Source organism: Terrirubrum flagellatum (assembly GCF_022059845.1).
Lineage (GTDB): Bacteria > Pseudomonadota > Alphaproteobacteria > Rhizobiales > Beijerinckiaceae > Terrirubrum > Terrirubrum flagellatum.
The window spans coordinates 4,324,217-4,347,624 of record NZ_CP091851.1 but is presented as its reverse complement, the minus strand read 5'-3'; the positions used below and the strand labels follow the sequence as shown (position 1 = coordinate 4,347,624).

Annotated in this window: 24 protein-coding genes; 14 read left to right on the top strand and 10 right to left on the bottom strand. The window is 65.1% G+C overall.

Going from position 1 to position 23,408, the window contains the following annotated elements; genetic code table 11:
* The first annotated feature begins 34 nt into the window (after positions 1–34).
* The 8 genes from L8F45_RS20905 to L8F45_RS20870 all read left to right on the top strand — a co-directional run bounded on the left by L8F45_RS20905 (position 35) and on the right by L8F45_RS20870 (position 8,060).
* Positions 35–1,315, top strand: coding sequence for a glutamate-5-semialdehyde dehydrogenase (locus tag L8F45_RS20905; protein ID WP_342363524.1), 1,281 nt, complete (start codon positions 35–37; stop codon positions 1,313–1,315).
* A 392-nt stretch (positions 1,316–1,707) separates the two neighbouring features.
* On the top strand, positions 1,708–2,319 hold the full coding sequence (locus L8F45_RS20900) for a nicotinate-nucleotide adenylyltransferase (protein ID WP_342359776.1): 612 nt from the start codon (positions 1,708–1,710) through the stop codon (positions 2,317–2,319).
* A gap of 186 nt (positions 2,320–2,505) precedes the next feature.
* Positions 2,506–2,823, top strand: a complete 318-nt coding sequence (gene rsfS / locus L8F45_RS20895; RefSeq protein ID WP_342359775.1) for a ribosome silencing factor — start codon at positions 2,506–2,508, stop codon at positions 2,821–2,823.
* Positions 2,824–2,832: 9 nt separating this feature from the next.
* A complete protein-coding gene (gene rlmH, locus L8F45_RS20890; protein WP_342359774.1) occupies positions 2,833–3,315 on the top strand; it encodes a 23S rRNA (pseudouridine(1915)-N(3))-methyltransferase RlmH in 483 nt (160 codons plus the stop codon).
* Positions 3,312–4,670, top strand: coding sequence for a murein hydrolase activator EnvC family protein (locus L8F45_RS20885; protein WP_342359773.1), 1,359 nt, complete (start codon positions 3,312–3,314; stop codon positions 4,668–4,670). The genes rlmH and L8F45_RS20885 overlap by 4 nt, the downstream gene beginning before the upstream one ends.
* Positions 4,670–6,046 carry a S41 family peptidase gene (locus L8F45_RS20880; RefSeq protein WP_342359772.1) on the top strand — a complete coding sequence of 459 codons (1,377 nt, stop codon included), beginning with the start codon at positions 4,670–4,672 and terminating at the stop codon, positions 6,044–6,046. Before L8F45_RS20885 ends, L8F45_RS20880 begins: the two co-directional genes overlap by 1 nt.
* A gap of 302 nt (positions 6,047–6,348) precedes the next feature.
* On the top strand, positions 6,349–7,551 hold the full coding sequence (locus L8F45_RS20875) for a divergent polysaccharide deacetylase family protein (RefSeq protein ID WP_342359771.1): 1,203 nt from the start codon (positions 6,349–6,351) through the stop codon (positions 7,549–7,551).
* Between the two features lie 2 nt (positions 7,552–7,553).
* Positions 7,554–8,060 (top strand): RNA pyrophosphohydrolase, encoded by a 507-nt coding sequence (locus tag L8F45_RS20870; protein ID WP_342363523.1) that lies wholly within the window; start codon positions 7,554–7,556, stop codon positions 8,058–8,060.
* Between the two features lie 109 nt (positions 8,061–8,169).
* Here the strand turns inward: L8F45_RS20870 and L8F45_RS20865 are convergent, their stop codons facing one another.
* The 3 genes from L8F45_RS20865 to L8F45_RS20855 all read right to left on the bottom strand — a co-directional run bounded on the left by L8F45_RS20865 (position 8,170) and on the right by L8F45_RS20855 (position 9,940).
* Complete coding sequence (locus L8F45_RS20865; RefSeq protein ID WP_342359770.1) at positions 8,170–8,694, bottom strand: RNA polymerase sigma factor; 525 nt, start codon at positions 8,692–8,694, stop codon at positions 8,170–8,172.
* Positions 8,691–8,906 (bottom strand): YgaP family membrane protein, encoded by a 216-nt coding sequence (locus L8F45_RS20860; protein WP_342359769.1) that lies wholly within the window; start codon positions 8,904–8,906, stop codon positions 8,691–8,693. Before L8F45_RS20860 ends, L8F45_RS20865 begins: the two co-directional genes overlap by 4 nt.
* A 116-nt stretch (positions 8,907–9,022) precedes the next feature.
* The gene (locus tag L8F45_RS20855; protein ID WP_342359768.1) at positions 9,023–9,940 is read right to left on the bottom strand and encodes a DMT family transporter; all 918 of its coding nucleotides are present in this window, start codon (positions 9,938–9,940) and stop codon (positions 9,023–9,025) included.
* Positions 9,941–10,459: 519 nt separating this feature from the next.
* Here L8F45_RS20855 and L8F45_RS20850 point away from each other — a divergent pair.
* Positions 10,460–11,173, top strand: coding sequence for a CHAD domain-containing protein (locus L8F45_RS20850; protein WP_483411366.1), 714 nt, complete (start codon positions 10,460–10,462; stop codon positions 11,171–11,173).
* Positions 11,174–11,307: 134 nt separating this feature from the next.
* A complete protein-coding gene (hisE, locus tag L8F45_RS20845) occupies positions 11,308–11,661 on the top strand; it encodes a phosphoribosyl-ATP diphosphatase (protein ID WP_342359766.1) in 354 nt (117 codons plus the stop codon).
* Between the two features lie 80 nt (positions 11,662–11,741).
* On the opposite strand, the gene purC is transcribed toward hisE, so the two are convergent.
* On the bottom strand, positions 11,742–12,536 hold the full coding sequence (purC, locus tag L8F45_RS20840; protein ID WP_342359765.1) for a phosphoribosylaminoimidazolesuccinocarboxamide synthase: 795 nt from the start codon (positions 12,534–12,536) through the stop codon (positions 11,742–11,744).
* 267 nt (positions 12,537–12,803) lie between these two features.
* Here purC and L8F45_RS20835 point away from each other — a divergent pair, with 267 nt between their 5' ends.
* The 4 genes from L8F45_RS20835 (at position 12,804) to L8F45_RS20820 (ending at position 15,508) form a co-directional block, all read left to right on the top strand.
* The gene (locus tag L8F45_RS20835) at positions 12,804–13,142 is read left to right on the top strand and encodes a hypothetical protein (protein WP_342359764.1); all 339 of its coding nucleotides are present in this window, start codon (positions 12,804–12,806) and stop codon (positions 13,140–13,142) included.
* 106 nt (positions 13,143–13,248) lie between these two features.
* Positions 13,249–13,575 carry a DUF1476 domain-containing protein gene (locus L8F45_RS20830; protein ID WP_342359763.1) on the top strand — a complete coding sequence of 109 codons (327 nt, stop codon included), beginning with the start codon at positions 13,249–13,251 and terminating at the stop codon, positions 13,573–13,575.
* Between the two features lie 143 nt (positions 13,576–13,718).
* Positions 13,719–14,039 (top strand): hypothetical protein, encoded by a 321-nt coding sequence (locus L8F45_RS20825; RefSeq protein WP_342359762.1) that lies wholly within the window; start codon positions 13,719–13,721, stop codon positions 14,037–14,039.
* Positions 14,036–15,508, top strand: a complete 1,473-nt coding sequence (locus L8F45_RS20820; protein ID WP_342359761.1) for a methyl-accepting chemotaxis protein — start codon at positions 14,036–14,038, stop codon at positions 15,506–15,508. Before L8F45_RS20825 ends, L8F45_RS20820 begins: the two co-directional genes overlap by 4 nt.
* Before the next feature lie 22 nt (positions 15,509–15,530).
* Here L8F45_RS20820 and truB read toward each other — a convergent pair whose 3' ends face one another.
* The 6 genes from truB to rimP all read right to left on the bottom strand — a co-directional run bounded on the left by truB (position 15,531) and on the right by rimP (position 23,192).
* The gene (gene truB, locus L8F45_RS20815) at positions 15,531–16,514 is read right to left on the bottom strand and encodes a tRNA pseudouridine(55) synthase TruB (protein ID WP_342359760.1); all 984 of its coding nucleotides are present in this window, start codon (positions 16,512–16,514) and stop codon (positions 15,531–15,533) included.
* 45 nt (positions 16,515–16,559) lie between these two features.
* Positions 16,560–16,970, bottom strand: coding sequence for a 30S ribosome-binding factor RbfA (rbfA, locus tag L8F45_RS20810; protein WP_342359759.1), 411 nt, complete (start codon positions 16,968–16,970; stop codon positions 16,560–16,562).
* 149 nt (positions 16,971–17,119) lie between these two features.
* Complete coding sequence (infB, locus tag L8F45_RS20805) at positions 17,120–20,254, bottom strand: translation initiation factor IF-2 (RefSeq protein ID WP_342359758.1); 3,135 nt, start codon at positions 20,252–20,254, stop codon at positions 17,120–17,122.
* Positions 20,251–20,901 (bottom strand): RNA-binding protein, encoded by a 651-nt coding sequence (locus tag L8F45_RS20800; protein WP_342359757.1) that lies wholly within the window; start codon positions 20,899–20,901, stop codon positions 20,251–20,253. Before L8F45_RS20800 ends, infB begins: the two co-directional genes overlap by 4 nt.
* Positions 20,902–20,922: 21 nt before the next feature.
* The gene (nusA, locus tag L8F45_RS20795) at positions 20,923–22,527 is read right to left on the bottom strand and encodes a transcription termination factor NusA (protein ID WP_342359756.1); all 1,605 of its coding nucleotides are present in this window, start codon (positions 22,525–22,527) and stop codon (positions 20,923–20,925) included.
* A gap of 2 nt (positions 22,528–22,529) precedes the next feature.
* Entirely contained in the window at positions 22,530–23,192 is a 663-nt protein-coding gene (gene rimP, locus L8F45_RS20790) for a ribosome maturation factor RimP (protein WP_342359755.1), read from the bottom strand.
* Between the last annotated feature and the right edge of the window lie 216 nt (positions 23,193–23,408).

Sequence of the window (23,408 nt, the reverse complement as noted above, 5' to 3'; positions counted from 1 at the left end):
CCTTGCTGGAGTATGGGCTTTGAGCGGCGCTGCGATGCGTGTGGTGGAAGGCGACGCTGATCTTGGCGCTGTGATGCGCCGCATCGGGCGCCAGGCCAGACAGGCCGCCCGGGCGCTCGGCCTCGCATCGGCCGAGGCGAAGAACGCCGCGCTGCAGGCCATGGCGGCCGCGATCCGCGCCCGCTCGGAGCGCATTCTGGCGGCCAATGCGCTCGATGTGGCCGATGCCCGCGCCAAGGGGCAGGCAGCCTCTTTCGTCGATCGTCTCGTTTTGGATGAGGGTCGCGTCGCCGCGATCGCTGACGCTGTCGCCGAGATTGCATCGCTGCCCGATCCGGTCGGGCGCGTCCTTGCGAACTTCACGCGGCCCAACGGCCTCCTGATCGAGCGCGTGGCGACGCCGCTCGGCGTCATCGGCGTCATCTTCGAGAGCCGGCCAAACGTGACCGCGGACGCCGGCGCTCTCTGCCTTAAGGCCGGCAATGCGGCGATCCTGCGCGCCGGCTCCGAGAGCTTCCGCACCTCAAGCGAGATCGCCGCCGCCATGGCGGAGGGGTTCGCGAGCGCCGGCCTGCCCGCGACCGCGATCCAGCTTGTTCCCACGCGTGATCGCGCCGCCGTCGGCGAGATGCTGGCCGGGCTCGACGGAAATATCGACGTGATTGTGCCGCGCGGCGGCAAGAGCCTTGTCGCGCGCGTGCAGTCGGAGGCGCGTGTGCCTGTGTTCGCCCATCTCGAAGGCCTCTGCCATGTCTTTGTCCATGCGGACGCCGATCTCGCCATGGCGAAGGAGATCGTGCTGAACGCGAAGCTCAGGCGCACCGGCGTGTGCGGATCAGCGGAGACCTTGCTTGTTGATCGCGCCTGCGCCGCGACTCATCTTCAGCCGCTTGTCGCGATGCTGCTGGACGCCGGCTGCGCCGTGCGCGGCGATGAAGCGACGCAGAAAATCGACGCGCGCGTGACGGCGGCGAGCGAAGAGGACTGGCGCACGGAATATCTCGACGCGATCATCTCCGTGCGCGTCGTCGATGGGCTCGGCGCTGCGATCGACCATATCGAGAGCTTCGGCTCGCATCACACCGATTCGATCGTGACGCGAGATTCCGCTGCGGCGGAGCGGTTTCTGAGCGAGGTCGATTCCGCCATCGTTCTCCATAACGCGTCGACCCAGTTCGCCGACGGCGGAGAGTTCGGCTTCGGCGCGGAGATCGGCATCGCCACCGGCCGCATGCATGCGCGCGGTCCCGTTGGCGTCGAGCAATTGACCTCGTTCAAATATCGCGTGCGCGGAAGCGGGCAGATCAGGCCTTAAGGAAATGGGGCTGATCTAACGCGCATGTTGTCGTGGGCACAGATCAGGGCTGTGAGCGCTGCGATGGCGACGGCGACAATCGTTGGGGCGTCGGCCTCGGCGGAGCCTCTCGAACGAACCTGTCTTCTCTATCGGACGCAGGAGAATTTATGCGCGCGAGTTTCGGACGCGGAAGCGTATACCTGCAAGTCGTCGCAAGGTTTTCGCGATTTCGAGGTCGATCAATGCATCTTTGATGGTCGCGGCGCTCCCTGTCAGGTCGTGCGTTATGGTGAGCAGTCGAGACTGAATCTTCGCACGCTAACCTCTAGGGTGACGGGGCTGCACGGACTGCCAGGCTCTTTTGTGATCAAGCCGACATTCTGCGCCCCGGCAGAGGTTCGATATCCGAAGTGAGTCCGCCGCCCAAATTGCCTCCGCATGGCCGCAGGCAACGCATCGGGCTGCTCGGCGGCACGTTCAATCCGCCGCATGAAGCCCATGTGCTGATCTCGCTCACCGCGTTGAAGCGCCTGAAACTCGACGCGGTGTGGTGGCTGGTGACTCCAGGAAATCCGCTCAAGGATAATCACGGCCTGCCCTCGCAGGAGGCGCGCATGGCGGCCTGTCGCGCATTGACGCGCGATCCGCGCATCGTCGTCACCGGCGTCGAGAAGGAGCTCGGCACGCATTATACGGTCGACACGATCGCCGCGCTGAGGCGTCGCGCGCCCGGGGTGAAATTCGTCTGGCTTATGGGGGCCGACAATCTCATTCAGTTCAGCCGCTGGGGAGGCTGGCGCCAGATCGCCTCGGCGATCCCGATCGCCGTGATCGATCGCCCCAAATCCAGCTTGAAATCGCTGCGATCGCGGACGGCGCTGGCCCTCTCACGCTGGCGGGTCCCGGAGAGCGCCGCCTCGACCCTGCCCCGGAACCGGCCCCCCGCTTGGACGTTCCTCCATGGAAGGCGCTCCTCCCTGTCTTCCACGGCGCTCCGGAAGGCCGGGGCGCGAGTTCCTTAGCCGGGTGCATTGAAATGGGGCGCCTAGTCACACTAAGTTAAGAATCGGAGCGCAGCCTTTGCTCCTAAGGATGGATTGGAGGGTTTAAGCCTGACCACAATGTCCTCTCTTGAAGCGGCGGTTCGTCCGCTTCACCCGGCCGCAAGCGCTCAGGCGCGGGCCGCCGAAGACTCCGCGACGCTGGTGATGGACAGCCTCGCCGAAATGAAAGCCGAAGAGACGGTCATCATTGACCTGACGGCCAAATCATCCATCGCTGATGCCATGATCATCACGTCCGGGCGGTCTAACCGCCATGTCAGCGCCATCGCCGACAAGGTGATGGAGGAGCTGAAGGCGCATGGCCGGACGGATCTCCGCATCGAAGGCGTGCCCCATTGCGACTGGGTGCTTATCGATGCGGGCGACGTGATCGTTCATGTGTTCCGACCGGAAGTCCGCGCCTTCTACAATCTTGAGAAATTGTGGGGCGAAGACCGTCCGGGCGAACGCCGGGTGGTCTGACCCCCTTCCATGCGCCTCAACCTAGCGGTCGTGGGCCGTATGAAGGACGGCCCCGAACGTGAGCTTGTGGCGCGTTACGTGAAGCGCGCCGCCGACGCCGGGCGGGCGCTGGGCTTCTCCGGTCCTGACGTGGCCGAGATCGCGGAGTCGCGAGCGCCGCGCCCGGAGGATCGTCGCGCCGCCGAGGGCGTTTCCTTGGCGAAGGCGATCGGCGAATCAGTGATCGTCTGTCTCGATGAACGCGGCGCGGTCCTGTCGAGCGAAGCGATCGCAGGCTGGCTCGCCGTGAAGCGGGACGGCGGGACCAAGGCCGTCGCTTTCGTCATCGGCGGCGCCGATGGCCTGTCCGAAGAGATGCGCGGCAAGGCGGCCGCAATCTGGTCCTTCGGGGCCGCCACCTTTCCGCACCAGATCGTTCGCATTCTCGCCGCGGAGCAACTCTATCGGGCGATGACAATCCTCGCCGGTCATCCCTATCATCGCGGCGCATGAGTCTTCGTCCTGTGGTTCTTCTCGCCGCGACCTGCCTCGCCGCGTCGCTTGGCGCGTCGGGCGTGTTCCGCGTCGCGGCGCAGGAGAAGCCGCGCGAACCCGGTCTGCGCGGGCCTGTCGCCGCCGATGCGCCGGCGTCTGATCCGACTGCGGAAAAGCGCAAGCGGCAGGCCGAACTCGAAGCTGTCGAGCAGGCGATTCGCGACAACACGACCGAGCGCCAGCGCCTCGACCAGGACATCGAATCGATTCGCGGCGATCGCGCCAAGCTGAATACCGATCTTATGGCGACCGCCGACAGGATGCGCGATTTCGAGCAGCGCATGTCGGCGATCGAGCAGCGCCTTGGCGGTCTGCAATCGAGCGAGGCGGCCATCCGGCAGTCGCTACAGGCGCGTCGCGGCCTGATTGGCGAGGTTTTGGCGGCGCTGCAGCGCATGGGCCGCAAGCCGCCGCCGGCGATCTTCGTCAGGCCGGAGGATATTCTCGAAGCCGTGCGCGCCTCGATCGCGCTCGGGGCCGTGCTGCCCGATCTGCGCGCCGAAACGCAGCAATTGGCGCAGGACCTCGGCGAGCTCGTGCGTCTGAAGGACGCCATCTCACTTGAACGGACGCGCATCGCCGGCGAGGTGGAGGGGCTGGCGAAGGAACGTGTGCGTTTGTCGGCGTTGGTTGACGCGCGTCAGGCGACGCTGAAGGCGCGCGAGCAGAGCGCGAGCGAGGAGAGCAGGAAGGCGGCCGACCTTGCGCGGCAGGCGGGAACGCTCCGCGAGCTGCTTCAAAAAATCGAGAGCGATACGCTGGCGCAGGCGCGTCAGAGCGACGATGCGCGGCGCGCCGAAGAGGCGCGGCTGCGCGAACAACAAGGGCGCCTCGCATCGCTCGCCATGCGCGATCCGGCGCGTCTTGCGCCTAAAATCGCCTTCGCTGACGCTCGTGGAACGCTGCAGAAGCCAGTTGAGGGCGCGATTCTCCGCGGTTTCGGCCTCGCGGACGACACCGGCGCGCCAAGCCGCGGCCAGTCGATCGAGACGCGGCCTGGAGCTCTCGTGACGGCGCCTTCCGACGGATGGATTGTTTTCGCCGGGCCGTTCCGATCTTTCGGCAGACTCTTGATCGTCAATGCTGGCGGCGGCTACTATATCGTGCTTGCCGGCATGGAGAGGGTCACGGTCGATCCTGGGCAATTCGTGCTGGCGGGAGAGCCGATCGCCGCAATGGGCGCCGGGGGTGGCGCGGCTTCCGCCGAAGAAGGCAAACAGCCCGTCCTTTACGTGGAATTTCGTAAGGACGGGGCATCGATAGATCCGAGCCCATGGTGGGCGCGGGCGGACAACGGGAAGGTTCGCGGATAATGCGCAAGATCGCTTATCTCATGGTTGGCGCGGCGCTCGGCGCCGGAGCCGCAACGTTTGGCGCGCAGACTTGGCTCCTGTCGTCCACCGCGGCGAATGCGGCCTCCTCCGAAACGTACCGTCAGCTCTCGCTGTTCGGCGACGTGTTCGAGCGCATCCGCTCCGATTATGTCGAGAAGCCCGATGAGGCGAAGCTGATCGAGGCCGCCATCAACGGCATGCTCACCTCGCTCGATCCGCATTCGAGCTTCCTCGACGCGAAACAGCATCGCGACATGCAGCAGTCGACGCAAGGCAAGTTCGGCGGCCTCGGCATCGAGGTGACGATGGAGGAAGGCTTCATCAAGGTCGTCTCGCCGATCGACGACACGCCTGCCGCGAAGGCCGGCATCATGGCGAACGATGTGATCACCCATATCGACAACGAGCAGGTTCAGGGCCTCTCGCTCAATCAGGCGGTCGACAAGATGCGCGGCGCGGTCGGCACCGACGTCACCCTTCGCATCCTGCGTCAGGGCCGGAAAGAGCCGCTCGATGTTACGTTGAAACGCGACACCATCACCGTGCAGGCGGTGCGCACGCGCATCGACGACGATATCGCGGTCATCCGCATCAGCACCTTCAACGAGCAGACGTTCGACGGCGTGCGCCGCGGAATCGAGAAGGCGATGAATGAGATCCCGGCGGAGAAGCTGAAGGGTTTCGTCGTTGATCTGCGTCAGAATCCCGGCGGTTTGCTCGACCAGTCGATTTCGGTCGCCAATGCGTTCCTCGATCGCGGCGAGATCGTCTCCACCCGCGGCCGCAACGCCGATGAGACCCAGCGCTTCAACGCGAAGTCGAAGCCTGGCGATCTCACCAAGGGCAAGCCGCTCGTGGTGCTGATCAATGGCGGTTCGGCTTCGGCGTCGGAGATCGTCGCCGGCGCGTTGCAGGACCACAAGCGCGCGACAATCGTCGGCACGCGCTCCTTCGGCAAGGGATCGGTGCAGACGATCATCCCGATCGGCGCCGCTGGCGCGGTGCGCCTGACCACGGCCCGCTACTACACGCCATCGGGCCGCTCGATTCAGGCGAAGGGCATCGCGCCCGACGTCATTGTTCAGCAGGACGTTCCCGACGAGCTGAAGGGCAAGGATGCGTTGCCGGGCGAATCGAGCCTGCGCGGCCACCTGAGCAACAGCCAGGGCGAGGAGAAGTCGGGTTCGTCCTCCTACATCCCACCGGATGCGAGCAAGGACAAACAGCTCATCTACGCCGCCGACCTGCTGCGCGGAAAGATCGACAAGCCGATCGCGCCGAAGGCCGAAGCGACGCCGCCGAAGCAGGACGCTCCGGGCGCCGCTCCCGCGCCTGAGAAGCCGAAGGAGAATTGATCTCGTCGGGATCGTTCGGAATTCAGGAAACGCCGCCGCTCAGGCGGCGTTTTCGTTTCCGGGATCGATTGCTCGTGTATCTGCGAAGGGATCAGCAATGCGAGCGCCGACGACAGATTCCTCGATTGCAGGGATCGGATATGGGAGTCCCTCAGAACGCTCCGGCGATGGCGGAAGCCGCCCGCGTGAGAGGCTGGCGCCAAGGCCGTTAACCGCCCATTTACCATAAATGGATCGAGTAGCTTTGGCGTCCTTCGACGCCGGGGCTATCGATTCGAGGCCTGAACCGCGCGCCAGGAACAGTGACTGACCTTGCTTCCGACGATCTGAGCAGGCCGCTGGGACATCCCGAGCGGGCGGCGCGCCCGCGCTTCGCAGTGTCGGCGCGGACGATCGCCGGCGTTTTGTCAGGCGTGATGGTGGCGACGTTCGCAGGGCAGATCTGGCTGGGCCGTAGCGCCGCGCCAGGTATGAATGTCGCCGAAATCCGTCGGACGTCGGACAAGCCTGCGCCTTCCGCGCCCGCCGCTACCGTCAAGGTCGACCCTTCGATCGACAGCCCCGCGGACAAGCCGCGGATGAACGCTCAGGAAATGGAGAACTCCTCCGGCGTCACGGTCGTGCGCGGCGGCGGAGTCGGCGCGCCGGAATCCGTGATCATTCAGGTCGCGCCGCCGGCGAAACTTTCGATCGCCGCGCCCGACAAGAAGCTGCTCGATCGATCCCGCCATGGGGCCTTGCCGAAGATCGCTGCAGACGGGACGCGCCCGTCGCAATATTACGCCCGGCCGGTCGCAGCCGATTCTGTCGCCGGCAAACCGCGCATCGCCATCCTTGTCGGCGGCCTCGGCGTCAGCCAGACGGCGACCAGTGATGCGATCGCGAAATTGCCGGGCGCGGTGTCGCTCGCCTTCGCGCCTTATGGCGGCGAGCTCGACCGTCAGACGCAGCGCGCCCGCGCCGAGGGCCACGAACTCTTCATGCAGGCGCCGATGGAGCCGTTCGATTATCCCGACAACGATCCCGGACCGCACACGCTGCGCACGGGCGTCGCCGATGCGGAGAATCTCGACAAGCTGCAATGGGTGATGAGCCGCATCCAGGGCTATGTCGGCGTGGTCAATTATATGGGCGCGAAATTCTCGGCGGACGGCGCGCCGCTCGCGCCGATGCTGAAGGAAATGGCCAATCGCGGACTGATGATTGTCGATGACGGCTCGTCCAACCGCTCACAGATCGTTTCCGTGGCTCAGGGTCTGAAGGCGCCTGCGGCGCGGGCGGATTCGGTGATCGACGCAGTCTTGCGCGCCGATGCGATCGACAAGGAGCTTGCGAAGCTGGAAACTATGGCGCGCGACAAGGGCGTCGCCATCGGCGCGGCGAGCGCGTTGCCGATGACGATCGATCGCATCGCGCGCTGGGCCCGCGCGCTCGATGCGAAGGGAATCGTTCTCGTGCCAGTCAGTTACGCCGTCACGACAGGGAAAAAGGACGGCGGACGGTGAGTCTGTTGCCCCCGGAGCTTGCGGACTATCGCGCCTGCGTCGGCATCGCGCTGTTCAATCACGAGGGCGATGTGTTCATCGGCCGGCGACGTGGGCTTGCGGCCGACGAGAAATATGCCTGGCAGATGCCGCAGGGCGGCATTGATGAAGGCGAGACGCCGCGCGAGGCGGCGGCGCGCGAGCTGCGCGAAGAGACGAATGTCGCCAGCGCCGAGTTTCTTGCCGAAGCGCCGCGTTGGCTGGCCTATGATCTGCCGAAACCGATGCTGCGCAAATCATGGCGCAACCGCTATCGCGGGCAGGCGCAGAAATGGATCGCATTCCGCTTCGTCGGCGATGAAGGCGAAATCAATATCGAGACGCCCGACGGCGGCGAGAAGCCGGAATTTTCCCACTGGCGCTGGGAAAAACTTGAAGCGACGGTCGACCTCGTGGTGCCATTCAAGCGCGCCGTCTATCGTGACGTCGCGAAGCTGTTCAAGCGCCACACGCGCGGCGACCTCAGCTAGACGCCATCGCCTCGTCGAGGGGCGCAGTCCCAGCAAGCCGTGGGCAAGCGAGGCCGATGAGAGCGGGCGTGAGTTCGGGATCGCTGCGGGCGTGATAGTCGGTCATGTATTATCTCGCGAGATATTCGCGCATCAGCGAGCGGGCGCGATGCAGGCGGGCCTTGGTGGATTGCCGCGTCGCGTTGAGCGCCGCGGCGATTTCGTCGATGGTCATTTCCCTGACGTCGCGCATCAGGATGATCTCGCGATAATGCGCGGGCAGCGCCTCGATCGCCGCGGCAAGATCGAGCCGGAGATCGGCGTTGGACGAAGATGACGCCGGCGCAAGATCAGGCTCTTCAAGCGGTTCGCCGCGCAACAAGCCGGCGCGACGCGCCAGTCTGAGACATTCGCGGCGCACGACCGTGAACAGCCAGCTTGAAAAGGACGCGAGCGACCGGATGGCGCCGACGCGCCGGAACAGAAGCCACAGCGCCTCCTGCGCGGCGTCTTCCGCGTCGGCCGATGTGCGGCAGGCGGCGCGCGCATAGCGCCTGATGTCGGGCTGCGCGACTTCCAGCACGCGCATGATCGCCTCGCGCTCGCCATGGCGAGCGGCGTTGAACAGGGATTCGGAGAGGAGGTGGCTCGTCATCTCTCGGCTCGCTTGCGCGCGCCGCTATCGGCGATGGCGCACATCGGACAGTAGCCGACGAGCCCGGTGATCGCGAAGATGAGCCCGGCCGCAGCGCCGACGAGATTGAGGGGCGATGCGAGGAAGACGAGCGATGCGGCTGCAGCCGCGCCGCCCATCGCGAGCCTCGCGATTTGCTGTCCGCCGCCGATGTTCTTTCTGTAGAGCGCCATCACATGCTCTCCCGTTCGACGCGCCGGTCGTTCGGCGGTCTTCCCCGGAGAGAGGCGCGCAGACGGCGAAAGGATTCGCCGCCGCTGCAAAAAATTGCGCGAAAATCACGCTTGCGTCAGGCGGACGCCCGCCCGGACGCTTCGCGTCGAAACAGGCGGGCGAGCTTGCCGTCGATGCAGGCGAGACCGGCGCCGATGAAGATCATCCCGACGATGTGTCGCGGCTCAATCCGCTCGCCAAGAATGATCACGCCAAGCAGGATCGCGCTTGGCGGAATGAGAAAGGTCACCAGTGAGAGATTGGTCGCGCCGGCGCTGGCGAGAATGCGATAGAAGATAAGATAGGCGAGCGCCGTTGATAGGAGCGCGAGGCCAAGCAGCGCGCCGATCGCCGTCATCGATGGAGCGGGCAGACGCCAGGGCTGGTCGACGATCGCGGCGATCACGAGCATGATCGACGCGCTGGCGGTCAAGGTGCCAAACGCGGTGTACATCGGCTTCACGCCCATCGGCTTGAAGCGGCGGCCATAGATGCCGGCGAAACCATAGGACAACGCCGCGCCGAGGCAGGCGAGCTGGGCCGCGATCGAGCGATCAAGGCCCGCCAGCGCCGAAGGCCCGATCATCGCTGCGACGCCGGCGATGCCGAGCGCCACGCCGAGGATTTTCGCCGGCGTCAACTTCTCATCGGTCGTGAAGACATGTGCGACGAGAACGGTGAAGAGCGGCGTCGTCGCATTCAGGATCGATGCGAGGCCGGCGCCAATCTCCTTCTGCCCCCAGAAGATCAGGCTGAAGGGAATGATGTTGTTGAGGACGCCCATAGTCGCGAGCGCGATCCAGACCGAGCGGCCGCGTGGCGCTCCTTCCCCGGTCGCGGCGAGCAACAGCCCAAGCGCGAGCGCCGCGATTCCAACGCGCCCGAACACCAGCGTGAAAGGCGGGATGTCCTGAACCGCGACGCGGATGAAGAGGAATGACGCCCCCCACAGGAGCGACAGCATCAACAGCAGCGCCCAATCTTTTCGGCTCATGGCGATTCCCCTGCAACCTCGTCGACGTAATTCCGCGCGAGGACGCCGACCACCCAATTCCTGTGATGCGATTCATTCAGCGAAGATCGGCCCGATAAGACAGCCGGCAAACGAAAGGCCGCTGAATCGAACGCCAGCGAATGATTGGCCGCGGGCCATCGAAGCGGACCGCCAGATCGCCGGAAAAATCGAGTAATAATTTGATAAATTTCAGATTTTCTCCTCTTCTGCTCGATGCCGCAGAAATCTCCGCGCCATTGCCGGCGAGCCTCTTGACGTTTTGATGACGGCGTCGCCGTGATGCGCGCCACATCAGCCAGAGGAAGCCGCGTGGATCAGACGGCGATCGATATCGAGCCGCAGACCAATGAAGTTCGCGCCCGCCAGGGAGGCGGCGAAATATTGCGGCCTCTGCTTCGCGAGACGCTGCTGCGTGTGCTTGATTGCGCGTCAACGCTGGAGACTGAAGGGGAGAAGGGAGTCCATCAGCTCCGCGTGGCTCTTCGTCGCGCGCGCACAATGGCGTCGATCGTCCGGCGCGGGGGAAATGACGGGCTGATTGACGAGCTTGCGGTCGCGCTGCGTTGGGCGGGCCAGGAACTCGGACCGGCCCGTGATCTCGACACGCTCCTGCAAGGGGCTCTCGCGCCAGACATCGCGGACGCGCCGGCCGGTTTCGCCGCGCTGCGCGTGCGGGCGCAGGAGAAGCGGGCGCAGGCGTTCGACAAGGCGCGTGCTTCAATCGCCTCGCCGGCATGGCGGGAGCAAATCGAGCGTGTAGCTGCACGCCTGGGAGACGCGCCGGCGGATAAGGGCGCACGAGGCGTCATCGCTGAGGCCGCGCGCAAAGAACTCCGACGGCGTTGGAGAAAACTCAGGAAACGCGCGAAGCATGCGGCGGATGGCGGCGTCGAGACTCTTCATGCCCTTCGCATCCAGGCCAAGAAGCAGCGCTTCGCCATTGAGCTGTTCGCGGATATTTTCCCGGACGCCAGGCGAAAACGGGATCGTATGCTCGCCGCCCTGAAGAGGTTGCTCGACCGCCTTGGCGCCCTCAACGACATCGCGACGCACCGGAGTCTGCTCGTGGATCTGGCGGCCGAGGGCGGCGATGCGGGCGGCTACGCAGCGGGTTTCCTTGCCGGCCAGGAGTCGGCGTGTGCGGAAGCGCTCATCTCAAAGGCTGAAGCCGCTTTAAGCAAGCTGATCGAGGTGAAGCCGTTCTGGAAATAGGGGACGCATTGTCGGCGCGCTGCATCAGGACGGAAGTCTCATTCAAACAAATGTCACCCGCTGGAAACCATTTTTCTATTGAGCCGGCAAAGTTTAAGTGATTTATTCATGGAGTTGGTATATCAGGGTAATTCATGAGCGATTCGATTGAACGACTGTATGAAGGCGTTCACCGGGCGCGGGACTGTGATCCTGCGATCTCACGGACCGCCAAACTCATGGCCGGCGGGATCGCCAAGATGGCGAAAAAGGTCGGCGAGGAGGCCGTCGAGGTCGGGCTCGACGCCGTGAAGGGCGACCGTTCTGCGGTGATCGCGGAGAGCGCCGACCTGATCTACAATCTTGTGGTTCTCTGGGCGGCTTCCGGCATCACCCCCGAGGAAATCTGGGCCGAGATGGGTCGTCGCGAACGCATGATGGGCCTGGCCGAGAAAATGCCCAAGCAGAATGCGAAACCGCTGTTCGCCGCCATGTCCGCAAGCAGATAGATTCGCGGGCGCGGCGCGCTGGTTGATAAAAGAAAAAGGCCCCTCGCGGGGCCTTCATTGTTTCGGAGCGAGGTCGCCATTCACTGCACCAGCTTCGGTCCCGTATGGGTCGGGCGCTCGTTCTCGCTCATGATGCCGAGCCGGCGCGCCACCTCGGAATAGGCCTCCACCAGCCCGCCCATGTCGCGGCGGAAGCGATCCTTGTCGAGCTTGTCGTTCGACTTCATGTCCCAGAGACGGCAGGAATCGGGACTGATCTCGTCGGCGACGACGATGCGCATCATCTCGCCCTCCCAGAGCCGCCCCGTCTCCATCTTGAAATCGACCAGGCGGATGCCGACACCGAGGAAGATGCCCGAGAGGAAGTCGTTCACCCGGATGGCGAGCGCCATGATGTCGTCGATCTCCTGCGGCGTCGCCCAGCCGAAGGCGGTGATGTGCTCTTCCGACACCATGGGATCGTTGAGCTTGTCGCTCTTGTAATAGAATTCGATGATGGAGCGCGGGAGCTGGGTGCCTTCCTCAAGGCCAAGTCGCTCCGCCAGCGAACCGGCGGCGACATTACGGACCACGACCTCGAGGGGAATGATCTCGACCTCGCGGATCAACTGCTCGCGCATGTTGAGCCGTTTGATGAAGTGGGTGGGCACGCCGATATTGTTGAGATGCGTGAAGACATACTCCGAGATCCGGTTGTTCAGCACGCCCTTGCCGTCGATGACCTCGTGTTTCTTGGCATTGAAGGCCGTCGCGTCGTCCTTGAAGTGCTGGATCAGCGTTCCCGGCTCCGGCCCCTCATACAGGACCTTGGCCTTGCCCTCGTAAATGCGGCGACGACGATTCATCGGAATGTACCGTGGTTTGGAGAAATCCATGGATTTGGGGCCTTCCGTTCGGGCGCGCTGTCGGGCCGTCGGTCGAGCGATTGGCGCATCGGGGTCCCCTGTTGAGACGGTAGACGAAGGGACGGCCGCAGACAACGGATGTGATCTGTCCATCCCCATATGGCCTTTCCATGATGCAATGCAAGATTGGCGGCCGCGCGACAGCTTGAACGCGCGGAAACGTGCGCCAGCGCGCATCGCAAGGTTCGCTGACGGTATTGAACATAGTTCATATTCGCTCAGCGACAAGGAAGCGCCATGCCCGTCCAATCTTCGACCAGGCGCCCGGATTCACGGATTGGCGCGCGTCTTCGTTGGGTCGCGCTGGCTCTATCGACGCTACAGCTATTCTATTGGCTCTGGGCGGCGGGCATTGCGATCCAGGAGATGCGCAATCCCTATGCGAGCGGCTTCGGGATGATTCCCTTGTTCTTCGCGACGCCGCCCTTTCTGCTGCTCAGCTTGCCGGCGCTCGTCTTGGGCGCAATCGGCCGCGCGCCGCGGACGGGGTTGGCGCTGGCGCTGCTCGGCGCAATTCTTACCCCTTTGATCATCTGGCAGATGCTGTTGGGCCATCTGTTCGACGCTTTCGCCTGACGTCTTTCCCTTTCGCGAGCAGGCGTCTGGCGCGCCGGTCGACGCCTCGCTATATCGCCGATGATCACGGGAGGCCCTTGATCGGGCCATCAGGAAAGGACCAGAAATGACCTCCGGCATGGACGACCGCAAGGACGCCTTCGAGAAGAAGTTCGCCCATGACGAGGAGCTTCGGTTCAAGGCGACAGCCCGGCGCAACAAGCTGCTCGGCCTTTGGGCGGCAGCCAAACTGGGCAAGAGCGGCGCCGACGCTGACGCCTATGCGAAGTCGGTGGTGATGTCGGACTTCGAGGAGATCGGCGATCACGACGTCTTCAAGAAGATCCGCACTGACTTCGACGCCGCCGGCGTCCATGAAAGCGATCACCAGATCCGCCGCACCATGGACGATCTGATGACGCAAGCCGCCAAGGACATCCAGGCTGGCGTCTGATCGCGGGCGCCGCCGCAAGCGGATAACAATGCGTTAACAGCGATCGCCTAAAAGCGAAATGCGCGGCCCGCCGGGGGGCCGACGGCGGTGTGGCGATGTCGATTGCTCATTCCGTCGCGCGGCGCAATGCCGGGCGACGGTTCTTGGATGTTGTCTTAATCCTCATTGCGAGTGTGGCGGCTCCCGCGCTGATGGCGCGGGCGCAATTGCGACCGGTTGATCCGGCCGCGCCGATCGCAGTCATCTATGCGCCCTGGGTCGACTCAGCCGCCGCGGCGACGCGCGCCACCGTTGCGGGCAGCTCGTTGCTGCGGTCCGGGGCGTTTGGCTTCGTCGTCTTCGTCAAACCTGATCGGCCCGATTTCTCCGATCGCGTTCTCGCCGGAGGGGCTCTCTTCGCTCTTGATGCAAGAGCGATCGCGTGGTGCGCTTCCGACGTCCGGATTGGATGGTCGAGCGGATGAATATCGATCTCGCGGCCTTCCGGAATATCATCACGCGCGCGCTGATTTTTGCTGCGGTGATTCACGCGCCGATCATCGCAATCGTCGCCTGGCTGCTCGGCAAGGGCGCTTGGGCGGCGGGCGTCGCAGCGCTCGCCTGCGCGCTCGTTCCCTATATTCTGCAGCGGATGCAGCGATCGACGACGATCGTAACGCTGTCGGTCGGCGTTGCGCTCGTTGCGCAGACCTCGCTCCTCGTCCTGCTTTTTTCGGGACATCTCTGGCAGGTCGAGGCGCATTTCTATTATTTCGCGGTGCTCGCCATGGTCGCGGGATATTGCGACTGGCGCATCACAATCGCGACGGCGGGGCTGATCGCGGTCCATCACCTCTCTCTCAATTTTCTTCTGCCGAGCGCCCTCTATCCCGGCGGATCAGATTTTCTCAGGATGACTTTCCATGCTGCGGTCGTCGTGGTCGAGACGGCTATGCTTGTCTTCACCGGCCTCGCGGTCGTCGCGCGTTTCCAGGAGAGCGCCGAGGCCACAGCCTCGGCGCAGACGGCGCGCGCTGAAGCCGAAATGAGCGCGCTCGAGATCGAGCGTGATCGCGAATTGCAGATGCGGCGGCGCGAAGAGCTGGCGGCGGCCCGTGATCGCTTTCAGCGCGACGTTTCGACGATTCTCGCCACGATCGGCGCCGCCGCCGACGAGTTGCGCGACGCTTCGCGCCTGATCGTCGATGCGACGGGGGAAACGCAGGCGCTGGCCGCGGAAACGCGCGCCGAGTCCGGCGCATCCTCATCGCAGGCGTCGAGCGTCGCCGATGCGAGCGACGGAATGGCGCGCGCCGTCAGCGATGCGGCCGAGGCCGTCGGTCGCGTTGGCGAAGCCGCCAAGTCGGCGATCACCCATACGACGCGCAGCGCCGAGGCGATTGGCGCGCTGGCCGAGGATGCGGCGCGCATCGACGAGATCGTCGGCCTGATCGAGCGCATCGCGGGACAGACCAATCTGCTGGCGCTGAATGCGACGATTGAAGCGGCGCGCGCGGGCGAATCCGGTCGCGGTTTCGCAATCGTGGCGACAGAGGTGAAGGCGTTGTCGAAGCAGACAGCGGACGCCACTCGTCAGATCGCCACAAGTATCGCCGCCATCCAGGGGCGCGTCTCGATGGTTGTCGCGAGCAGCGAGAATGCTGAAGCTGCAATTCGCATCGTCGATGAGACTACATCCAGGCTCCATTACGCGATGCGCGAGCAGGTTCAGGCGAGCGATGCGATTTCCAGGCAGGCCCAGGATGTCGTCCGCCGCGCGGGCGGGGTCGCCGACGGCATGGAAGGTCTGGCTGACAACGCCGCCGCCAGCGAACGCGCTGCGCGCACGCTGCACAATGCGGCGATGAAAGCGGCGCGCGAAATCGCGTCGATCGAGGCGAGCGTCCGCGCGTTTCTGCAGGACGCGACGCGCGACGTCGATCGCGCCGCCTGAAGCGTTCTTACAATATCAGGCGCTATCGCCTGTCTTGCAGGAAGACGCGACGCGGCCGAAGCTCGCCTCCGTCGATCTCGCCAATGGCGATGAGCGCGCCATCTGCATGCACTGCGACGGCGTCAGTCGTGATCGGCGCATCGCGGCCGCGCAGAATCACGCCCTGGCCCCGCAGCAGCCGGCCGGCGTCGCCGCGCGAGACCGTGACTGAAGGCAACTCCGAAAGAGCAGCCGAAGCAGGCTTGAGCAGCGCCGCGAGCTGAGCGTCGCTCAACGCTTCGTCGCTGGAATCGCGCGGCGGCAGCGGTGTGAGGTCGCTTTCGCGGAACGGTCCGACGCGGGTGCGCCGAAGCGCGCTGATATGCCCACCGCAGCCAAGCGCGCGGCCGAGGTCACGCGCGATCGCGCGCACATAGGCGCCTTTGCCGGTGCGCGCGTCGAGCGTCGTCGTCGCGTCGTCATGAGCAACGACGACCAATTCCTCGATCAGAATCTCGCGCGGCTTCAGTTCTACATCTTCGCCCTCGCGCGCGAGATCGTAGGCGCGCTCGCCGGCGACGCGGATGGCGGAGAATTTCGGCGGCGTTTGAGAAATAACGCCGACGAAAGCAGGCAGCGCGGTCTCGACCTCGGCGCGCGTCGGACGCTGGTCTGAAGTTGCGATGACGCGACCTTCTGAATCGTCCGTGTCGGTCTCGGCGCCCCAGGTCACGGTGAAGCGATAGGCTTTGCGGCCGTCCATGACATAGGGAACGGTCTTCGTTGCCTCGCCAAGCGCAATGGGCAGGCAGCCGGAGGCGAGGGGATCGAGCGTGCCGGCATGCCCCGCCTTCTTCGCCCGGAAGAGGCGCTTGATGATCGACACCGCATGGGTCGAGGTGACGCCCGTCGGCTTGTCCAGCACGAACCATCCGTCCACGTCGCGCTTCTTGGGCCGCGGCGTGTCGGAACGCGGCGGAGCCGACGGCTTTTCGCGCATGTCGAGAGGTTTGGCGTGCTCGGTCATTGGTTCTCTCCGTCGCCGGAGTCGAACCGGCGCGACGGTTTCTGGTCAGTCGTTGGAAGCGGCGGGTTTGCGCGTGTCGCGGCGAACCTGCTCGGAATCGAGGATGCGTTCGATCTGGGTGCGCGCGTCGAAACTGTCGTCCGCATGGAAGCGGATGTCGGGCGCGAACTTCAGATTGATGCGGTGAGCGATCTCGCCGCGGATGAATTTGCGGTTGTGGTCGAGCGCGGCGAGAACCGCGATCGTATCCTCGCCGCCAAGCGGCAGGATGCGGATGTCGGCGAGCTTGAGATCGGGCGTGACCCGCACGCTCGTCACCGAGACAGGATGGGACGCAAGCGTGTCGTCATAGATGTCGCCACGCGCCAGCATCTCCGAGAGCGCCTGACGGATAAGCTCGCCGACGCGCAACTGGCGCTGCGAAGGACCTGCGGGGTGGGCTGATTTCTTCTTCATTCGCTCAACTCCCGGGCTCGAACCGGAAAGAGTTGCAGTGCGCTTCGTCATGGCCGGGCTATCCGGCCGGCCATGTCTCTATGCGGGAGGCAAACAGACATGGCCGCCGGCGACAAGCGCCGGCATGACTTGAGGCGCGGTGGAGCGGATCAGAGCGTCCGCTTGACCTCTTCGACCTTGTAACACTCGATGACGTCGCCGGCGCGCATGTCCTGATAATTCTCAAACGACATGCCGCATTCCTGACCGGCGCGCACTTCCGCGACCTGGTCCTTGAAGCGCTGCAGCGTCGACAGCTTGCCTTCGTGGATGACCACGTTGTCGCGGATCAAGCGAACATTCGCGCCGCGCTGCACCACGCCGTCGGACACCACGCAGCCCGCCACCTTGCCGACCTTGGACACCGCGAAGATCTCCTTGATCTGCGCTTCGCCGAGTCGCTCCTCGCGCAAGGTTGGCGCGAGCAGTCCGGACATGGCGTCCTTCACGTCATCCACGAGGTTGTAGATGATGTTGTAGTAGCGGATTTCGGTGCCAGTGCGCTCGGCCGCCTCGCGCGCTTCCTTGTGGGCGCGCACGTTAAAGCCGATGACCGCCGCGGCTGAGGATTCCGCCAGCGTGATGTCGCTTTCGGTGATGCCGCCGACGCCCGAATGGATGACGCGCGCGCGCACCTCGTCGTTGCCGAGTTTCTCGAGCGCCGACACGATCGCTTCGACCGAGCCCTGCACATCGGCTTTGACGATGAGCGGGAACTCCTTCTTGCCGGCGCTGTCCTTCACGCCCTTCATCATCTCGGCGAGCGAGCCGCGCATGGTCGCCTGACGCGCGACGGCCTTGTCGCGCTTCTGACGTTCACGATAGGCCGTGATTTCACGGGCGCGCGCTTCGTTGTCGACCACCGCGACGCGGTCACCCGCGTCAGGCGTGCCGGAGAAGCCGAGCACCTCGACCGGGAACGACGGGCCAGCGAATTTCACGCTTTCGCCGGTGTCCGCGATCAACGCGCGCACCTTGCCCCATTCGGAGCCGGCGACGACGATATCGCCGACGACGAGCGTGCCACGCTGGACAAGCACGGTCGTGACCGGGCCGCGGCCGCGATCGAGCTTCGCTTCGATGACGGTGCCTTCTCCCGGCCGGTTGGCGTTCGCCTTGAGATCGAGCAGTTCCGCCTGCAGGGCGATGGCTTCGAGAAGCCCATCGAGATTGGTCTTGTTCTTGGCCGAGACCTCGACGTCCTGCACTTCGCCGCCCATCGCTTCGACCTGCACTTCATATTGCAGAAGCTCGGTGCGGACGCGCTCGGGTTTGGCGTCAGGTTTGTCGATCTTGTTGATCGCGACGATCACCGGCACCTTCGCCGCCTTGGCGTGATTGATGGCCTCCACCGTCTGCGGCATGACGCCGTCATCGGCGGCGACCACGAGCACGACGATGTCCGTCACCTTTGCGCCGCGCGCTCGCATGGCGCTGAAGGCGGCGTGGCCGGGCGTGTCGATGAAGGTGATCTTGCCGCCTGATGGGGCGGTCACCTGATAGGCGCCGATATGCTGCGTGATGCCGCCGGCCTCGCCGGACACGACATTCGCATGCCGGATCGCGTCGAGCAGCGACGTCTTGCCGTGATCGACATGGCCCATGATCGTCACCACCGGCGGACGCGGCATCATCTCTTCCGCGGTGTCCTCGACGGCGCTTTCGAATAGGCCTTCCTCGACGTCCGATTCCGCCACGCGCCTGACCGTGTGGCCCATTTCCTCGGCGATGAGCTGGGCGGTGTCGGCGTCGATGACGTCGTTGATCTTCAGCATCTGCCCCTGCTTCATCAGCAGGCGGATGACATCGACGGCGCGCTCCGTCATGCGGTTCGCGAGTTCCTGGATGGTGATGGTCTCAGGGACCGTCACCTCGCGCGAAATCTTTTCCGAAGAGCTTTCGTCGCGATGGCCCGTCAGGCGCTGAACGCGACGGCGGAAGGCCGCGGTCGAGTGCGACTTCTCCGACTCATCCTCAAGCGCATTCGACAGCGTCAGGCGGCCGCGGCGGTTTGCGTCGCCGCCTTTCGCAGGCTTGGCGTCGGCGGCCGGCTTGATCGGCGTGGTCGGCCGGCGCGCCGGGCGCAGCATGCCGTCTCCGCGCGAGCGCTGCGGACGCGCGCCCTCCATGGGATTGTCGCCCGGCGCCGGTCCTGGATTGAAGCCGCCTCCGCCGAACGGACGCGGACCTCCCGGCGGACGCGGACCGCGATCACCGAACGGACGCGGCGGCCGATCGCCTTGGGGCCTGTCGCCATAGGGGCGCGGCGGCCGATCGCCCTGAGGACGATCGCCGTAGGGACGCGGCGGGCGGTCGCCCTGAGGACGGTCGCCATAGGGACGCGGCGGGCGGTCGCCCTGGGGCCTGTCGCCATAGGGGCGAGGCGGACGATCGCCTTGCGGACGGTCGCCATAGGGGCGGGGCGGACGGTCGCCCTGAGGACGGTCGCCATAGGGACGCGACGGCCGGTCGCCTTGCGGACGATCGCCGTAGGGACGCGCCGAACGTTCCGGCGGGCTGCCAGCGTCGGCTCGCTCATCTGCTCGCCCTTCCGGTCTCGGACGGTCGAAATTAAGTTGCTGCGGCCGCCGGCCGCCAGTCCCAACAGAATAACCGCCTGCGCCGGAAGCGGCTCGTTCCGGCCGTCCATCGGCCGATGGCGCGCGCGGCGCCGGCTCGCCAAGGCGTCGGCGCGCTTCGTCGGCGGCCTTGCGCTTCAGATCGTCTTCGTGACGGCGGCGGTCGTCCTCCTCGCGCTTGCGCGCTTCCGAAGCGGCGCGCTCGGCAGCCTCGCGAGCGTCGCGTTCGGCGCGCGCCTTGGCTTCTGTTTCGGCCTGACGGCGCGTCTCTTCCTCGCGCTTGCGCGAATCCTCGAGCACGGACTGGCGCGCCTCAAGCTCGTCATTGGAGAGCGGGCGCAGCACGAGACCGCCGGGCGTCGACGGCTTGACGGGCGCAGGCCGGCTTGGGGCCGGCGACGGCGCAGTCTGAGCGGGCCGCGCGGCGGCCGCAGGCGCGGGCTGAACGGGGGCGGGCGCCGGCTTCGGCGCTTCCTTCACCTCGACAGGTCGGGGCGCGGCGGGCGGCGGCGAGGTATGACGCTTCACCTTCTCGACCACGACCGATTTCGTGCGGCCATGGGAGAAGCTCTGGCGCACCGTTCCGGTTTCGGGGCGCTTCAGCGTCAGGGTCTTCGTGGACGACACATGCAGCGTCTTGTCGCCCGGATTTTTCGTATCAGTCATTCAGCCTTCGATCCTGCCTGGGCCCCTGGCCCGGCTTCCGTAACCGCTTCGCCAATGCGCGCGCCGTCCCCGCTCTCTCCCCGGAACGCGAGGAGAAAACGGCAACGGGACAGACACGCGTCGCTGACAGCGCCAACCGTGAGCGCCGCGTGTATCACATGGATACGGCCCAAAGCCAAATCCATTTCTCCACTTTCGAAGGGCGCAAGCGCCTCGATCGCGCCTCTGGAGGCGCCTTGAAGCTTGCGCCGCCCATTTTCCGCCGCCTCCCGCGCATGCAGCACGGCGACGGCGCGATTTTTCTGAACCGCCTCCAACGCCTGATCGAAGCCCGTCACCACACGGCCGGCCTTGTTGGCGAGCGAGAGCGATTGCAGGGCGTCCTGCCTGAGAAGCCGCTCGACGAGTCCGGCCAGATCGTCCGGAATTTTCGTCTCGGCCCGAAAGGCGCGCGAGAACGCCTTCGGCGTCGCCCGGGAGATAATCTCGGCGCGCGCGGAAATCCAGGCGCCGCGACCGGGAAGCTTTCTCTTCAGGTCGGGCGTCGCCGTTCCGTCCGGGGCGCGGACGAAACGGATCAGCTCGGATGGATCGCGCGTTTCGCGCGTGACGATGCAGGAACGCTCCAGATCAACGTCTCCATCCACGGCGCGCGGCTCGACGCATCCTTACGCCGTTTCGCCTTCGGCCGGCGCTTCCGCCGGAGCCTCGATCCAGCCGGCCTTGATGCGTGCGGCCATGATGATCGCCTCGATCTCGTCGCGCGACAGGTCCATGCCGTCGAGCAGGCCCGGATGGCGCGTGACTTCGCTGTGGCGCTCGCCGCCCTTCTCCGTGACTTTGCGCTCGCTCCAGCCGGCAAGTTCGTCGGTGGCGCAACCAGCGAGATCTTCGATCGTCTTGATGCCGTCCTCGCCGAACTTGACCATCATCGCGGTCGTGACGCCGGGCACCTCGCGAAGCTCGTCCTCGACGCCGAGCTCCTTGCGGCGGGCGTCGCGCTCGGCTTCGAGCGCGGCGAGATAATCCTGCGCGCGACGCTGGATTTCGCCAGCAGTATCGCCGTCAAGACCGTCGATGCTGGAGAGTTCATTGAGTTCGACATAGGCGACGTCCTCGACCGTGCGGAAGCCTTCCGATGCGAGGAGCTGGCCGACGGTCTCGTCGACGTTCAGCGCTGTCATGAACAGCGTCGAGCGCTCGACGAACTCCTTGTGCCGACGTTCGGATTCTTCCGCCTCGGTCAGGATGTCGATGTTCCATCCGGTGAGCTGCGAAGCGAGGCGCACGTTCTGGCCGCGACGACCGATCGCGAGCGAGAGCTGATCGTCAGGAACGACGACGTCGATGCGCTCGGCATCTTCATCAAGCACCACCTTCGCGACTTCCGCCGGCTGCAGCGCGTTGACGATGAAGGTTGCGACGTCCTGCGACCACGGGATGATGTCGATGCGTTCGCCCTGCAATTCGCCGACGACGGCCTGCACGCGCGAGCCGCGCATGCCGACGCAGGCGCCGACCGGGTCGATCGAGGAATCGTTGGAGATCACCGCGATCTTGGCGCGCGAACCAGGATCGCGCGCGACCGCCTTGATCTCGATGATGCCGTCATAGATTTCCGGCACCTCCTGCGCGAACAGCTTCGCGGTGAACTGGGGATGGGTGCGTGACAGGAAAATCTGCGGGCCGCGCTGTTCGCGGCGCACGTCGAAGATATAGGCGCGAATGCGATCGCCGGGCTTGAAGGTCTCGCGCGGAATGAGTTCGTCGCGGCGCGCGATCGCCTCGCCGCGACCGAGATCGACGATGACGTTGCCATATTCGACGCGCTTCACGACGCCGTTGATGACTTCGCCGATGCGGCCCTTGTAATCCTCGTACTGGCGCTCGCGCTCGGCGTCGCGCACCTTCTGCACGATCACCTGCTTGGCCGACTGCGCTGCGATGCGGCCGAATTCGAAAGGCGGAAGCTGCTCGGAGATCACGTCGCCAACCTGCGCCGCCGGATTCTTGATGCGCGCATCCTCGATCGAGATCTGCTTGGCGGAATCCTCGACGAGATCGACAACCAGCATGTGACGCGACAGCCTGAGTTCGCCGGTCTTCGGATTGATCTCGGCGTGGATGTCGGTCTCGGCGCCGTAACGCGAGCGCGCCGCCTTGGCGTAGCTGTCCTCCATCGCCGCGATGACGATCTCGCGTTCGATCAGCTTCTCGCGGGCCACCGCGTCGGCGATCTGCAGCAATTCGAGCCGGTTTGCGCTGACGGCCATGATCAATTCTCCTTCGTCTTGTTCGGGCGCGGTTTTCGCTCGCCCTGTGATGTGTTGTCTGCGGATTTCTGCTGGGCTTTCGGATGCGGTTTGCGAGGGCCGCCCCTGGGCTTAGGCGACTTCGGCTTGGCGCCCGTGCGGCCGAGAGCGGCGTCGATCAGCGCGTCGGTGAGGACGAGCCGCGCCTCATGCATATCGGCGATCGGAATGCGCCAATGCGGATCTTCGCCTTCCGGCGCGTCCTCGTTGCGCACGATGGCTGAATCGTCTTCGACGCCCTCGACCACGCCGCGATAGCGCTTGCGGCCATTGAATGGCGTGGCCATTTCGATCTTGGCGTCGTGTCCGGCCCAGCGCGTGAAATCACTGGCGCGCACCAGCGGGCGGTCGATGCCCGGCGACGAGATTTCAAGATTATATTCGCCTGCGATCGGGTCCTCGACGTCAAAGATCGGCGAGATCGCGCGGCTCACCGCCTCGCATTCATCGACGCCCATTTGGCCATCCGGGCGCTCGGCCATGATCTGCACGGTGCAGCCGTTCTGCGCGGTGACCTTCACGCGCACGAGACGGAAACCCAGCCCCTCGATTGGCGGCTCGACAATTGACGCCACGCGCGCGGCGAGGCCGGTTTCGGTGATGAGGCGCGGTTCGGCGCTGCTCATGAAAATCTGCGTCCTGTTGGCTCCGCGCTTCGGTCAATAAAAAAGAGCGGGCCCCGGGGGGGACCCACTCTCATTCTGTGACCTTACGATCACGCGGAGTTGTCTGACGCGCATATACGCGCGCCGCCGCCCCTCCGCAAGCCTTGGAAATCTCGTGGATGCCTGATCCCTCGTGACGTCGCCCGCGCGCCCATCTACATAGCCGCCATGCCCGAT

Excerpts from the sequence above, each read along its gene's own strand:
- L8F45_RS20905 (WP_342363524.1), top strand. The coding sequence starts at position 35 with ATGCGTGTGGTGGAAGGCGACGCTGATCTTGGCGCTGTGATGCGCCGC.
- rsfS (WP_342359775.1), top strand. The coding sequence starts at position 2,506 with ATGGACAGCCTCGCCGAAATGAAAGCCGAAGAGACGGTCATCATTGAC.
- rlmH (WP_342359774.1), top strand. The coding sequence starts at position 2,833 with ATGCGCCTCAACCTAGCGGTCGTGGGCCGTATGAAGGACGGCCCCGAA.
- L8F45_RS20885 (WP_342359773.1), top strand. The coding sequence starts at position 3,312 with ATGAGTCTTCGTCCTGTGGTTCTTCTCGCCGCGACCTGCCTCGCCGCG.
- L8F45_RS20880 (WP_342359772.1), top strand. The coding sequence starts at position 4,670 with ATGCGCAAGATCGCTTATCTCATGGTTGGCGCGGCGCTCGGCGCCGGA.
- L8F45_RS20865 (WP_342359770.1), bottom strand. The coding sequence starts at position 8,694 with ATGACGAGCCACCTCCTCTCCGAATCCCTGTTCAACGCCGCTCGCCAT.
- L8F45_RS20860 (WP_342359769.1), bottom strand. The coding sequence starts at position 8,906 with ATGGCGCTCTACAGAAAGAACATCGGCGGCGGACAGCAAATCGCGAGG.
- L8F45_RS20855 (WP_342359768.1), bottom strand. The coding sequence starts at position 9,940 with ATGAGCCGAAAAGATTGGGCGCTGCTGTTGATGCTGTCGCTCCTGTGG.
- L8F45_RS20850 (WP_483411366.1), top strand. The coding sequence starts at position 10,460 with ATGGCGTCGATCGTCCGGCGCGGGGGAAATGACGGGCTGATTGACGAG.
- hisE (WP_342359766.1), top strand. The coding sequence starts at position 11,308 with ATGAGCGATTCGATTGAACGACTGTATGAAGGCGTTCACCGGGCGCGG.
- purC (WP_342359765.1), bottom strand. The coding sequence starts at position 12,536 with ATGGATTTCTCCAAACCACGGTACATTCCGATGAATCGTCGTCGCCGC.
- L8F45_RS20835 (WP_342359764.1), top strand. The coding sequence starts at position 12,804 with ATGCCCGTCCAATCTTCGACCAGGCGCCCGGATTCACGGATTGGCGCG.
- L8F45_RS20830 (WP_342359763.1), top strand. The coding sequence starts at position 13,249 with ATGACCTCCGGCATGGACGACCGCAAGGACGCCTTCGAGAAGAAGTTC.
- L8F45_RS20820 (WP_342359761.1), top strand. The coding sequence starts at position 14,036 with ATGAATATCGATCTCGCGGCCTTCCGGAATATCATCACGCGCGCGCTG.
- truB (WP_342359760.1), bottom strand. The coding sequence starts at position 16,514 with ATGACCGAGCACGCCAAACCTCTCGACATGCGCGAAAAGCCGTCGGCT.
- rbfA (WP_342359759.1), bottom strand. The coding sequence starts at position 16,970 with ATGAAGAAGAAATCAGCCCACCCCGCAGGTCCTTCGCAGCGCCAGTTG.
- infB (WP_342359758.1), bottom strand. The coding sequence starts at position 20,254 with ATGACTGATACGAAAAATCCGGGCGACAAGACGCTGCATGTGTCGTCC.
- nusA (WP_342359756.1), bottom strand. The coding sequence starts at position 22,527 with ATGGCCGTCAGCGCAAACCGGCTCGAATTGCTGCAGATCGCCGACGCG.
- rimP (WP_342359755.1), bottom strand. The coding sequence starts at position 23,192 with ATGAGCAGCGCCGAACCGCGCCTCATCACCGAAACCGGCCTCGCCGCG.